Source organism: Pseudomonas luteola NBRC 103146 (assembly GCF_002091675.1).
Taxonomy (GTDB): domain Bacteria; phylum Pseudomonadota; class Gammaproteobacteria; order Pseudomonadales; family Pseudomonadaceae; genus Chryseomonas; species Chryseomonas luteola.
Genome location: NZ_BDAE01000004.1, coordinates 30557 through 43133 on the forward strand (window position 1 = coordinate 30557; position 12577 = coordinate 43133).

Annotated in this window: 12 protein-coding genes and 1 tRNA gene; 8 read left to right on the forward strand and 5 right to left on the reverse strand. The window is 55.2% G+C overall.

Annotated features, from left to right (window positions below):
- The first annotated feature begins 154 nt into the window (after nt 1-154).
- The 6 genes from PLU01S_RS06810 to PLU01S_RS06835 are packed head-to-tail and all read left to right on the forward strand — an operon-like array spanning nt 155 to nt 5256.
- Nucleotides 155-1213, forward strand: coding sequence for an ABC transporter substrate-binding protein (locus PLU01S_RS06810; protein ID WP_074824484.1), 1059 nt, complete (start codon nt 155-157; stop codon nt 1211-1213).
- Nucleotides 1214-1217: 4 nt separating this feature from the next.
- The gene (locus tag PLU01S_RS06815; RefSeq protein WP_074824487.1) at nt 1218-2015 is read left to right on the forward strand and encodes an alkaline phosphatase family protein; all 798 of its coding nucleotides are present in this window, start codon (nt 1218-1220) and stop codon (nt 2013-2015) included.
- A complete protein-coding gene (locus tag PLU01S_RS06820; protein ID WP_074824490.1) occupies nt 2012-2842 on the forward strand; it encodes an ABC transporter permease in 831 nt (276 codons plus the stop codon). The genes PLU01S_RS06815 and PLU01S_RS06820 overlap by 4 nt, the downstream gene beginning before the upstream one ends.
- Entirely contained in the window at nt 2829-3623 is a 795-nt protein-coding gene (locus tag PLU01S_RS06825; protein ID WP_074824493.1) for an ABC transporter permease, read from the forward strand. The genes PLU01S_RS06820 and PLU01S_RS06825 overlap by 14 nt, the downstream gene beginning before the upstream one ends.
- Entirely contained in the window at nt 3620-4609 is a 990-nt protein-coding gene (locus tag PLU01S_RS06830) for an ABC transporter ATP-binding protein (protein ID WP_074824496.1), read from the forward strand. Before PLU01S_RS06825 ends, PLU01S_RS06830 begins: the two co-directional genes overlap by 4 nt.
- Complete coding sequence (locus PLU01S_RS06835) at nt 4606-5256, forward strand: HAD family hydrolase (protein ID WP_074824498.1); 651 nt, start codon at nt 4606-4608, stop codon at nt 5254-5256. Before PLU01S_RS06830 ends, PLU01S_RS06835 begins: the two co-directional genes overlap by 4 nt.
- Before the next feature lie 41 nt (nt 5257-5297).
- On the opposite strand, the gene PLU01S_RS06840 is transcribed toward PLU01S_RS06835, so the two are convergent.
- On the reverse strand, nt 5298-6260 hold the full coding sequence (locus PLU01S_RS06840; RefSeq protein ID WP_173869061.1) for an NAD(P)H-quinone oxidoreductase: 963 nt from the start codon (nt 6258-6260) through the stop codon (nt 5298-5300).
- Nucleotides 6261-6377: 117 nt separating this feature from the next.
- On the opposite strand from PLU01S_RS06840, the gene PLU01S_RS06845 reads away from it, so the two are divergent.
- Entirely contained in the window at nt 6378-8468 is a 2091-nt protein-coding gene (locus PLU01S_RS06845) for a carboxy terminal-processing peptidase (RefSeq protein WP_074824501.1), read from the forward strand.
- A gap of 85 nt (nt 8469-8553) precedes the next feature.
- Nucleotides 8554-10305, forward strand: a complete 1752-nt coding sequence (locus PLU01S_RS06850; RefSeq protein WP_074824504.1) for a bifunctional diguanylate cyclase/phosphodiesterase — start codon at nt 8554-8556, stop codon at nt 10303-10305.
- Nucleotide 10306: 1 nt separating this feature from the next.
- Here PLU01S_RS06850 and PLU01S_RS06855 read toward each other — a convergent pair whose 3' ends face one another.
- From PLU01S_RS06855 to PLU01S_RS06870, 4 genes are all read right to left on the reverse strand, one after another.
- On the reverse strand, nt 10307-10672 hold the full coding sequence (locus tag PLU01S_RS06855; RefSeq protein WP_019367163.1) for a hypothetical protein: 366 nt from the start codon (nt 10670-10672) through the stop codon (nt 10307-10309).
- A gap of 85 nt (nt 10673-10757) precedes the next feature.
- On the reverse strand, nt 10758-11219 hold the full coding sequence (locus tag PLU01S_RS06860; RefSeq protein ID WP_010795144.1) for a YkvA family protein: 462 nt from the start codon (nt 11217-11219) through the stop codon (nt 10758-10760).
- 146 nt (nt 11220-11365) lie between these two features.
- Nucleotides 11366-12145, reverse strand: a complete 780-nt coding sequence (bamJ, locus tag PLU01S_RS06865) for a BamJ family beta-barrel-assembly machinery protein (protein WP_010795145.1) — start codon at nt 12143-12145, stop codon at nt 11366-11368.
- A gap of 351 nt (nt 12146-12496) precedes the next feature.
- Nucleotides 12497-12573 (reverse strand) — tRNA-Asp (locus PLU01S_RS06870).
- Nucleotides 12574-12577: the final 4 nt, after the last annotated feature.

Here is a 12577-nt window from a genome sequence, read left to right on the forward strand (position 1 = left end):
TTAAGCTGCGAGTTAGCTCATGATTCGTCGTTAGGGCAACCCTCTGCATAGATGCCATCAAGGTGGAAATCAAATCGTCATCCTTCGGCGGTAGATTGGCTTGCGTCTTGCTGCTCTAGACCAGCCAATCGACCACGCCTCGAAGGAGCGCTCAATGAAACGCTTGCTTGCTTCACTGTTGGGTAGCGCACTTGCGCTGAATGGCACCCTGGCCCTGGCCGCCACGGATATGAACACACTCGAGCAGGCTGCCCGCCAGGAAGGCCAGGTTGATAGCGTAGGCATGCCTGATACCTGGGCCAACTGGAAGGACACTTGGGCCGATCTGCAGAAAAAGTACGGCCTCAAGCACATGGATACAGACATGAGCTCAGCTCAGGAAATAGCCAAATTCGCAGCCGAGGGTGAAAACGCCACCGCCGATATGGGTGACGTGGGCGCCTCGTTTGGCCCCATTGCCGTGGAGAAAGGCGTGACCCAACCGTACAAGCCCACCACCTGGGAGCAGATTCCCGGTTGGGCCAAGGACAAAGATGGTCATTGGATGCTGGCGTATACCGGCACCATCGCGTTTATCGTCAACAAGCAGCTGGTAGCTGATGTACCCCATAGCTGGGCTGACCTGCTGCAGGGCAAATACAAGGTTGCCATTGGTGATGTAAGCGCTGCCTCACAGGCAGTGAGTGGGGTCCTGGCGGCTACCTACGCTAACGGCGGTGACGAAAAGAACATCAAGCCCGGCCTGGAATACTTTGGCAAGCTGGCGCAGCAGGGCCGTTTGTCCATGACCAACCCGGTCGTCTCGACCCTGGAGAAAGGCGAAGTCGAAGTGGGTATCGTTTGGGACTTCAACGGATTGAACTATCGCGATCAGATCGATACTTCACGCTTTGAAGTGCTCATCCCTTCAGACGGCTCGATTACGTCCGGCTACACCACGATTCTGAACAAGTATGCCAAGCATCCGAATGCAGCCAAGCTGGCACGTGAATACATTCTTTCCGATGCTGGCCAGATCAACTTGGCTCGCGGTTATGCCCGCCCCATCCGTGCTGACCATATCCAGCTACCCGAGGATGTAAAAGCTAAACTGTTACCAAGCGAGCAATATGCCAGTGCCAAGCCCATCGCGGATGCCAAGGCCTGGGAAGAAACAGCCAAGCGTCTGCCACGTCTCTGGCAGGAAAACGTGATCATGCAGATGAAGCAGTGATCCAATGAAGACGATCCTGGTTGTGCTGGACGGTCTGGCCTATGGAGTCGCCCGTGACTGCATGGGCTACCTCCAAGGTATCTGTCAGGCAGGGCGCGGACGGCTCTATACCATGCAGTGTGAATTGCCGTCACTTTCCCGCCCGCTCTACGAGTGCATTCTCACAGGGGTACGCCCCGTCGACAGCGGCATTACGCACAATCAGGTCGTTCGGCTTTCGAACCAGCGCAGCGTGTTTCATTATGCGCGCGAGGCCTACCTCACGACGGCGGCTGCGGCCTATCACTGGATCAGCGAACTTTATAACCGTTCGCCCTTTGATGCCGCACGGGACCGTCATATCTGTGCCCCGGACCTGCCTATCCAGTACGGCCATTTCTATTACGCCGATCACTATCCAGACTCTCACCTCTTCGACGACGCCGAAAGCTTGAGACAACGTCATTCCCCTGATTTTCTGCTGGCTCACTCGATGAATATCGATGATGCTGGCCACAAATACGGACTTTCCAGCAGCCAATATCGAAACGCCGCACGTGTGGCAGATATATGCCTGTCCGGCCATTTACCGGTATGGCTGGAGGCGGGCTATCAGGTGATGGTGACAGCCGATCATGGCATGAATGATGATCGCAGCCATGGGGGGCTGCTGCCTGAAGAGCGTGAAGTCCCGTTATTCGTGTTCGGGACAGGCTTCAGCCTGCAAGAGGCAAGCCCTGTACAAACTGACCTATGCGGTACGCTTTGTGAGCTTTTAGGTGTCGCCCATGACAAGCCGGTTTGTCGGGAACTCCTGGCATGAAAGGCAAATGGCTCGCCGCATTGTGCCTTCTGCCCTTTCTAGTTTTCTTTTGTGCATTTCAGATAGCCCCATTGATCTGGATCGCTATCAACAGCCTCCAGCATCTGGATGGCTGGGGCCTGGGTAACTTCACCGAAATCCTTGAATCACCCTTCTATCGCCAGGCTATACGCTTTTCACTGGAGATTTCGGTCTGGTCCAGCCTGTTAGGCCTGCTAATCGCCATTCTGGGCAGTTACTCGCTACGCCAGGTCGACTCGAAGCTAAGAGATTTCGTGACAGCCTTTGCCAACATGACGAGCAATTTTGCCGGTGTTCCCCTGGCGTTCGCCTTCATCATCCTGCTTGGCATCAATGGGTGCCTGACCCTGCTGCTCAAGCAGACCGGGCTGATCGAGGACTTTAACCTGTACTCCAAAAGCGGATTGATCCTGATCTATACCTACTTCCAGATCCCGCTAGGCGTTCTGTTGCTCTACCCTGCCTTTGATGCCCTGCGCGAAGACTGGCATGAAGCTGCCTCACTGCTTGGCGCCAATACCTGGCATTTCTGGCGTCATATTGGGCTGCCGGTGCTGACTCCGGCGCTGTTAGGTACATTCATCATTCTACTGGCCAATGCGCTGGGGGCCTACGCAACCGTATATGCCCTGACGACGGGCAATTTCAATGTGGTCCCGGTCCGTATAGCGGCATTGGTCTCTGGCGACATCTTTCTCGATCCGAACCTCGCAAGCGCCCTTGCCATGCTGCTGGTGATGCTCATGGCCGTGATTACCGTTGCTCACCAATGGCTGCTACGCCGGAGCTACCATGTCAAACGCTAACCGGTCGATTTCACTCTACCATCGCCTGGTCGTCTGGCTGCTCTTTCTGATTCTTCTACTGCCGCTCGCTGCCACCCTGCTGTATTCATTGGCAACACAATGGTCCGCCACGCTTCTTCCCAGCGGGCTGACCTTGAAGTGGTACGTAGCGCTCTGGAGCGACTCACGCTTTCTCATCGCCTTCGGGCATTCATTGATCGTCTGCGTGGGCGCGCTGTTACTGGCCGTCTTCCTCGTACTTCCTCTCATGTTCGTCATCGCCTACCACTTCCCCAGGCTCGATGCACTCATGAACGTGTTCATCCTGCTGCCGTTCGCCGTGCCGCCTGTGGTGTCTTCCGTAGGATTGCTGCAACTCTATGCTGGCGGCCCCTTGCCGTTGATAGGCACACCATGGATTCTGATCGGCTGTTATTTCACCATCGCCCTGCCGTTCATGTACCGAGCCATCAGCAATAATCTGCAGGCACTGAATATTCATGACCTGATGGATGCGGCTCACCTGCTGGGCGCCAGCACCTTCCGGGCGGCCCTCCTGGTGGTACTGCCCAACCTGCGCAAGGGTCTTATGGTGGCGCTGTTTCTGTCATTTTCGTTTCTGATTGGCGAATTCGTTTTTGCCAACATTCTTGTTGGAGCGCGTTACGAAACCTTGCAGGTCTATCTGTACAACATGCGCAATGGCAGCGGCCATTTCACGAGCGCACTAGTCATCTCGTACTTTCTGGTCGTCCTGACCGTAACGTGGGCCGCCAGTGGTTTGAGCCGGGATAAATCATGAGCTTTCTAAGCGTTGAACATCTGCACAAGAGCTACGGCTCGAACATGATCTTTCAGGACATCGATTTCTCTGCAGAACAAGGTGAGCTGGTTACGCTTTTAGGACCTTCCGGCTGCGGCAAATCCACCTTGCTACGCTGCCTGGCAGGCTTAACCTCGGTAAACGGTGGACGCATCCTGCTCGACGGTCAGGATATTGCGACCCTGCCGCCGCAAAAGCGCGGCATTGCCATGGTGTTTCAGAGCTATGCGCTGTTTCCTAACATGACGGTCGCGCAAAATGTAGCGTTCGGCCTGAAGATGCAAAAAGTGGATCGCCAAACTTTACACCTGCGCACCGCCGAAGTGATCGAACTGGTAGAACTCAAGGGGTTCGAAGACCGCTACCCTCATCAGCTGTCGGGAGGGCAATGTCAGCGTGTCGCCTTGGCGCGATCACTGGTCACTCGTCCACGTCTGCTGCTGCTCGACGAGCCGCTATCGGCACTGGATGCGCGCATCCGCAAGCATTTACGAGAACAGATACGGAGCCTTCAGCAAGCGCTCAACCTGACTACCCTGTTTGTCACGCATGATCAGGAAGAAGCCTTGATAATTTCCGACCGCATCGTGTTGATGCAAGCGGGCCGCATCGTACAAAGTGGCGATGCGGAAACCCTCTATACTGCGCCAGCCACGCTGTTTGCAGCAGGCTTCATGGGTAACTACAACATTCTAGATCCTGCTCAGGCTTCTACCCTGTTAGGGCGAAACTTCACTCAACAGGTGGCGATCCGCCCTGAATCGATCAGGATCAACGCATCGGAAGGCCCCAGTGCCGAGATTGTCGGACATACGCTGCTAGGCAATGTCATTCGCTATCGCGTGCAGACATTGGGGATCGAATTACTGGTAGATGTCCTCAATCAGGATGCCTCTGCCTTGCACCCGTGCGGCTCACGCGTCACATTGGGGATCGATTCATCAGCCGCAAGAGAAGTCGCATGACCCTCGCTATTTTCGACCTTGACGAAACCCTGATCGACGGTGACTGCTCCAGCTTGTGGTGCCAGCGAATGGCCCAACTCGGCTGGGTTGACGAGTCCTTCATCCAGCGTGATGCCGCCCTGATGAAGGCATATGCCGAAGGCGCCCTAGCCATGGAAGAATACATGGCATTCGCCCTGGAGCCGCTCATAGGTCGAGCGCCTGAGGAGCTGGAGCCGGAGATCGACGCCTATGTCGAAGACGTGATCGAGCCTCTGATCTTCAGCGATGCCTGCCGCTGCATTGCGGAACATCGCGCCAGAGGCGACCGGATCGTATTGATTTCGGCGTCCGGTGCTCATCTGGTCGAACCGATTGCCGGTAGGCTGGGGATCAGCGAAATACTGGCCATCGACCTGGAACTGGCCCATGGGGTCTACACTGGCCGTACTCAAGGTGTTCTGACCTATCGAGAAGGCAAGCTGACGCGCCTTCTCGAGCTGATAGATCATCAGGAGGTCGAGCTTGCAGATGCCAGTTTCTACTCTGACTCACGTAACGATCTACCCTTGCTAGAACGCGTTGGGCATCCGCACGCCGTGAATCCCGATCCCTATCTGCGCGAGCAGGCCAGTCGGCGGAGTTGGCCAATCCTTGAGTGGAAATAGCCAAACAAAGGCTGGCCATGCCGGTATGGCCAGCCTCGACATCAGATCAGGCTGTCATCGAGGATCATCACGACCTTACCGTTCACCTTGTTGCTCGACAGTGCCGCAAACGCCGCCTCGGCATCCTTGGCAGCAAATTTCCGCTCCAGGTTCGGCTTGAGCTTGCCTTCTGTAAACAACGGCCAGACCCGTGCAGCCAGCTCTGCCATCAATCGGGCTTTGAACGCCGTATCGCGGTTACGCAGCGTAGAACCGATCAGGCTAATGCGCTTGCTCAACACCTTTGCCAGATCGAACTGCGCCTCTCGACCACTCATCAGGCCAATCAGTACCCACCGCCCGTCACGGCGCAGCACATCCAGATTAAGGTCGGCGTAGCTTGCGCCTACCGGATCAAGGATCACGTCGAATGGCCCGAAGTCACGCAGTCCTTCCAGCCCCTGGTGCCGATCAACGCCCCCTTCGGCACCCAGCGAAATGCAATAGTCCAGCCGCTCGGCCGAACCTACGCTGACCCAGCAAGGATTACCAAAAGCCTTACAGAGTTGAATGGCGGCAGAACCTACGCCGCTGGCTCCTGCGTGCAAGAGTACTTTCTCGCCAGGGCGCAAGGCTGCCAATTCGAAAAGATTGCACCAGGCCGTTGCCCAGACCTCAGGTAACGCTGCTGCCTCAGCCATCGACAGCCCTTCGGGAACCGGAATCGCATGCTGAGCATTCACCACGACTTCGCTGGCCATACCACCACCGGCCAGCAGAGCACAGACACGATCCCCGACGTTCCAATTGGCTCCCTCACCAACTTCGACCACAACACCGGAACACTCCAGACCCAGGGTTTGCGGCGCTCCAGGCGGTGGCGGATAGTTACCGGCCAATTGAAGAAGATCGGCGCGATTAAGCCCGGCCGCGGCGACCTGGATACGAATTTCACCTGCGGAAAGAGCAGGACTTGTCAGCTGTTGCCACTCAAGCTGACCTTCAATACCTTGCAATGCGTTCACGGTGCCTCCATAGTGAGCTAGCTTTTGACCTTTAACAGCGTACTTGACTGTTGCGGGGAACCGGAACGGTCAAGTACGGCCTATAGCGTTATTACCCGTACTCTAGTCGAATCAAGCATGAAGCAGCTCCTCCCCCGTACCGCCCTCCTGTTCATCCTCGGTGTCAGCGCTCTTCCGCTGGCAGCCAAAACAGTGAGCCCAAACGTCTGGGACGGTCTCAAACCAGACCGCGATCAAGTCGTGGCAAGTCTCAATGTGGTAGAGCTGCTCAAGCGCCATCACTACAGCAAGCCGCCGCTTAACGATGAACGCTCGATAAAGATCTATGACAGCTATCTCAAGATGCTTGATCCCAATCGACTGTATTTCAACGCAGCCGATATCGCCGAGTTTGACGCATGGCGGACTCGCTTCGACGATCTGCTCAAGCAGGGCGACCTGAATCCAGGCTTTACCATCTACAAACGTTATCTGGATCGTGTAAAGGAACGCCTGGACTACACACTAGGCCTACTGGACAAAGGCATTCCCCAGCTGAATTTTGCGGCAGACGAAACGTTTGACGTCAACCGCGAAAAGGCGCCCTGGCCGACCAATACTGCCGCACTGGATGATCTGTGGCACAAGAAGCTCAAAGATGAAGTGCTGCGTCTGAAACTGGGTGGCAAGGACGATGCTGCCATCAAGGAGCAGCTGCAGAAGCGCTATCGCAATCAGTTGGCGCGCCTGAAACAGACTCGCAGCGAAGACATCTTCCAGGCTTACATCAACGCCTTCGCCCAAACATACGATCCGCACACGCAGTACCTCTCGCCTGAAAGCGCAGAGAACTTCGATATCAACATGAGCCTTTCCCTTGAAGGCATCGGTGCGGTACTGCAGAGCGATAACGATTACGTACAGATCATTCGTCTGGTACCGGCCGGTCCCGCCGACAAGAGCAAGCAGCTCGCACCCGCTGACAAGATCGTGGGGGTAGCGCAAGGCAAAGACGGCGAAATGGTCGACGTCGTCGGCTGGCGTCTGGACGAGGTCGTCAAGAAGATCCGCGGCGCCAAGGGCTCCGTTGTTCGCCTAGAGGTTATCCCTTCGAGCAATCCGCCGAATGATCAGACCACAAAGGTCGTCTCGATTACACGTGAAGCGGTAAAGCTTGAAGAACAGGCAGCCCAGAAACACATCATTGACGTGCCTCACAACGGCAAGACCTACAAGCTGGGTGTAGTCGATGTGCCCGCTTTCTACTTGGACTTCAAGGCGTATCGCGCCGGCGACCCAAATTACAAGAGCACTACCCGTGACGTGCGCAAGCTGATCGGTGAGCTGAAAAACGAGAAAGTCGACGGTATTGTCATCGACCTACGCAACAATGGTGGAGGCTCCCTGCAGGAAGCAACCGAACTGACTGGGCTCTTCATCGATCAAGGCCCAACGGTGTTGGTGCGTAACAGCGACGGCAAGGTAGACGTGTTGGCTGACGATGAAGGCGATGCTTTCTACACAGGCCCCATGACCGTGCTGGTCAACCGCCTCTCGGCCTCGGCTTCGGAAATCTTTGCGGGTGCCATGCAGGATTATCACCGTGCCTTGATCGTGGGCGGACAGACCTTCGGCAAAGGCACTGTTCAAACCATACAGCCTTTAAATCACGGGGAACTGAAGCTGACCCTGGCCAAGTTTTATCGCGTTTCAGGACAAAGTACCCAGCATCAGGGCGTTATCCCGGATATCAGCTATCCGGATATCGTAGATAACAAGGAGATCGGCGAAAGTGCGCTACCCAACTCCATGCCATGGGATACGATCCGTCCGGTTCTTGAGGTAGAGAACAATCCGTTCAAGCCGTATCTGCCTGAGCTGATCAACCGTCACGATACCCGCACCAAGACCAACCCGGACTTTGTCTTTGCTCGTGAACGCCTTCAGTTTGCACAGGATGTCATGAAGGATACGACGGTCAGCCTGAACGAGCAGAAGCGTCGCGCCGAGCAGGACGCCCTCGACAAGCGCCAGCTGGCAATCGAGAACGAGCGTCGGGTAGCTAAAGGTGAGGAGCCCCTCAAGGAATTGAAAAAAGTTGATGACGACGCTATTGCTGCCGCCAACAACGACGAAAAGACCAAACCTCAAGACGATGCCTACCTGATGGAGAGTGGTCAGATCCTGCTCGACTATCTGGACTTGAGTCACGGCGGTCCGTCTCACTGATTGCCGTCATCAAATAGTCATCGAACTGTCGTGAAATGAACAAGGCCAGCTTATCGCTGGCTTTGTTTATTCAGGACCAAGATAGATGACCGTCAACGAACAGTTGAGCGCGCTTGAGCAGATACTGGCTCGAAGTGATATACACAGCCTTTTCCAACCTATCGTTTCCTTGAGCGAACGCCGCATCATTGGCTATGAAGCACTTAGCCGTGGGCCTTCCAACAGTCCTCTGCACTCCCCGCTTCCCCTGTTCGCCATTGCTCGTACGGCACAGCGTCTGTCCGAGCTGGAAATGGCGTGTCGCACCCAGGCATGCACCGGTTTCCGTGATCTAGGCCTTGAAGGTAAGCTCTTCCTTAACATTTCCCCCGAATCACTTCTTGAGAACAGTCACGAGCAGGGCCGCACCCTGAAACTGCTACAGCGTCTGGGTATCCCTGCTAACCGAATCGTCATCGAGCTGACCGAACAGGCCCCAACCGACGATCTGGGCCTGCTTGATACCGCCTTGCACTACTATCGCGCAATGGGCTTTTCGATTGCTCTGGATGACCTGGGGGCCGGCTATTCCAGCCTGCGCCTGTGGTCCGAGCTGCGCCCGGACTACGTGAAGATCGATCGTCATTTCATCGATGGTATCCATCGTGATGGCGTCAAACGGGAGTTTGTAGGCTCCATCCTTCAAATGGCCAAGGCGTCCAACGCCGTGGTGGTTGCTGAAGGCATTGAGCTGCATGAGGAACTGGTCGTGCTGGCCGAAATGGGCATTGATCTAGTTCAGGGCTACCTTCTGAGTCGTCCTGAAGCAAATCCCCCGCGGGAAGCACGCGAGATCATGCCTCGCCTGGAGACACGCCCCAAAAGCCTTACAGAGGGCGGTACAGGCCTGACATCCATGTTACTTGAGCGGCCTGCCATCCAGGAGCAGACGCTGATACCTGCCGTCATGCAGCTTTTCCACGACAAACCCAGCTTTAACTCCTTGGCCGTGCTTGATGAACACGGTGCGCCTGTCGGCATCGTCCACCATTATGCCCTTGCAGAAGCCCTGCGTAAGCCCTTTGCGCCGGACCTGTTTGGTCGCAAGCCCATTACGCGACTTATGCATCTGGATTTTCTATGTGTGGAGAAGAGCCAATCTCCTCTTCACGTCAGCCGACTACTCACCCAGCGCGCCAAGCAGCGGGTAGAAGAAGACTTCATTATTGTTGATCAAGGCCAATATGTCGGCATGGGTCGTGTGGTTGATCTTCTCCAACTGATTACTGAGCAGAAGATTCAGGAAGCACGGCATGCCAATCCTCTGACAGGCCTGCCCGGCAGCGTGCCGATTCATCATTGTCTAAGCCAGTTACTGGAGCGCAACCAAAACGCCACCCTGTGTCACCTTGATATCGACAGCTTTACGCCCTTCAATGAGATTTATGGATATGCCAAGGGAGACGAAGTACTGCTGTGCCTGGCACAGGCCTTGGCAGAAAGCATGGATCGCACCCAGGACTTCATCGGTCACTACGGCGATGACAACTTTATAATCGTCCTGCGCTCCATGGACTGGCGAGCACGGCTGACTCGACTCATGGAGACTTTCCAGAGTCGCTGCCGTCGCTTTTACGCACCGGAGCACCTGGATGCAGGCTGCCTGATAGCAGAAGATCATGAAGGCTACCGACGCGAGTATCCGCTGCTCTCTCTATCTCTTGGGGTTGTAAGGGTTACGGCAGAAAGTCGAACGTCACGCGATGCTCGCCAACTGCTTAAACTGGCGGAAAGCGCCAAGGCTCAGGCCAAAACCATTCCCGGCTATAGCTTGCACCTGATGGCCGAAACGGCCTGAGTTACCTATCTGAGGAAAAGTTGTACTCGAATACGCGCGTGACTTCAGATGCATGCCAGGCAGCCGCCTCTATACCATCCACCTCGCCGTTGAAACGCCCGACTCGCTGGGCGCATTCAAAGAAACCAGGACGCGGCAGCCGGCTCGCACCCTGGCTGACCACCAATGCGCTGCGCAACGGCACACCCTCACGGGCATCCAGCGCTATCAGGTGTTCAAGGGCAGCAGTCAGTGTCGCCATGGCGGGCGTCGGTAACTGTAGACGCTCGATCAGCGAGCGATAGGTTACCAAGTGCCGCTGGCAACGAGCTTCTTCCAACTCGGCCAGCAACGCCTGCCAATGGGTACGACTGATCTGTAACGCCACAATACAAACCTGAATTCAACGAAAGGTTACTATAACAGCACAGCTTATCCTGTTCCGATGTGCAAGCACCTCTCGCCATCCAGGCTCATGCCCGCTCAACCACTATAACGCCCTCAGCGGGTTTCTCATTGGGAAGCGGCGGAGCCGATAGCGACTTTTGCACCGCTACGGGCTGGGCATCTCTCCAGGCGCGAAAGGCATCAAGCTCGCTCTGCCAGGTTTTGCTTACCCACGCCAGCACTGCCAGATCATCAATGAAGCCAAAGGTAAGCATCCAGTCAGGGATCAGATCAACAGGCGAAAGGAAATAAGCAAGTGCTGCGACTACCGACAAGAGTGCCTGCCGACTGATACCCCGATATTCTCCACGCCACCAGGCCAGTAGCAGGGAATGGAAGAGCCCCAAGGTATCCTTGGCGGCACCCAACCGAAAATCTCGCTTGGCCAGCTTACGCCCGACGGCCAATAACAATGCCGGTAAGCGCCCCCGAACAAGAAAACGTTGGGCAAGCCTCAGATAACGATCAAATCCAACGGGTGGCTTCATGAGATCTCCCCGCCTCGCAAAGGCAGTCTGATAGAGCGTTTGGCGAATAGGTAAATAATTACCCAGATTAGAGCATCGTCCTCACAAACAGGTTTCCTAAAACAAAAAAGCCCCGTATGAACGGGGCTTTTTAATAGAACGGCATGTTACTTCTTGGAAGTATCCTGCTCTTGTGCAGCGTCCGACTCGTCGGATGGCTCTTGCGTCAGGCCATTGTCGCCCTGAGCGCTTGGATCCTTGATACCTAGCAGCTCCAGGTCAAAGACAAGCACGGAGTTGGCAGGAATGGCAGGGCTTGGGCTCTGCGCGCCGTAGGCCAGTTCGCTGGGAATGTACAGCTTGTACTTTTCACCTACATGCATGAGCTGAAGCGCTTCAACCCAACCCGGAATCACGCCACTCACCGGCAAATCAATCGGGCTGCCACGCTTGATGGAACTGTCGAATACAGTACCGTCAACAAGACGGCCTTCGTAGTGAACTGTGACTACATCATTCGGCTTGGGCTGCGGACCATCTGCCTTCTTGACCACTTCATACTGCAAACCGGAAGCCGTTGTGACAACACCCTCGCGCTTGCCATTTTTTTCCAGGAAATCCTTGCCTGCTTTGGCATTGTCTTCGCTGAGCTTGGTCATGCGCTCTTCTGCACGCTTCTGCAGATCGGCAAACGCATCTCTTAGCTGATCATCGGTAAGCTTCTGCTCTTTCTTGCCCACAGCATCTTCAATACCCAAAGCCACTGCTTTTGAATCCAGGTCATCGATGCCTTCCTGAGCAAGGCTTTTACCCATGTTCAAGCCGATGCCGTAGGACGCTTTCTGAGCTGGAGTTTCAAGATTAACCTTGGATTGTGATTGTGAGTCGCAGCCGCTGAGAACCAGGCCAACGAGGGCCACTGCTGCTGCCAACCGGTGCTGTTTCATGCTGTTTCCTTGTCCGTGCGCGAAGCGCGTTCGATAAAACCGCGAGCTTATCAGGGCCTAACTGCCACTGGCTACGGCATGATAAGAATAGTTAGTAGCTTATAAGTTCAGCGCTGAATAGTGACTGAATACAAAGCAGTCTGTGTCCGTGACGTATCAAACAACCCTGAACATACGGACTAGACATCTTTAAAAAGAAACTAACTGTACAAAGAACTTCCAGCAAAGAATGCTTAATAGAAGCAGAAAACAGCCGCTAGAAAGGGACTAAACCTGTAGAAACGAAAAAAGCGGCGCAAGGCCGCTTTTTCGTAATTTATCGGGAGTTCAGTGGGCCCGATAAACTTAATATGGCGCAGCGGACGGGACTCGAACCCGCGACCCCCGGCGTGACAGGCCGGTATTCTAACCGACTGAACTACCGCTGCGTAT

Bases quoted from the DNA above. Each gene is read 5' to 3' on its own strand.
- PLU01S_RS06830 (WP_074824496.1), top strand. From the start codon at position 3,620: ATGAGCTTTCTAAGCGTTGAACATCTGCACAAGAGCTACGGCTCGAAC.
- PLU01S_RS06850 (WP_074824504.1), top strand. From the start codon at position 8,554: ATGACCGTCAACGAACAGTTGAGCGCGCTTGAGCAGATACTGGCTCGA.
- PLU01S_RS06810 (WP_074824484.1), top strand. From the start codon at position 155: ATGAAACGCTTGCTTGCTTCACTGTTGGGTAGCGCACTTGCGCTGAAT.
- PLU01S_RS06845 (WP_074824501.1), top strand. From the start codon at position 6,378: ATGAAGCAGCTCCTCCCCCGTACCGCCCTCCTGTTCATCCTCGGTGTC.
- PLU01S_RS06820 (WP_074824490.1), top strand. From the start codon at position 2,012: ATGAAAGGCAAATGGCTCGCCGCATTGTGCCTTCTGCCCTTTCTAGTT.
- PLU01S_RS06815 (WP_074824487.1), top strand. From the start codon at position 1,218: ATGAAGACGATCCTGGTTGTGCTGGACGGTCTGGCCTATGGAGTCGCC.
- PLU01S_RS06825 (WP_074824493.1), top strand. From the start codon at position 2,829: ATGTCAAACGCTAACCGGTCGATTTCACTCTACCATCGCCTGGTCGTC.
- PLU01S_RS06860 (WP_010795144.1), bottom strand. From the start codon at position 11,219: ATGAAGCCACCCGTTGGATTTGATCGTTATCTGAGGCTTGCCCAACGT.
- bamJ (WP_010795145.1), bottom strand. From the start codon at position 12,145: ATGAAACAGCACCGGTTGGCAGCAGCAGTGGCCCTCGTTGGCCTGGTT.
- PLU01S_RS06835 (WP_074824498.1), top strand. From the start codon at position 4,606: ATGACCCTCGCTATTTTCGACCTTGACGAAACCCTGATCGACGGTGAC.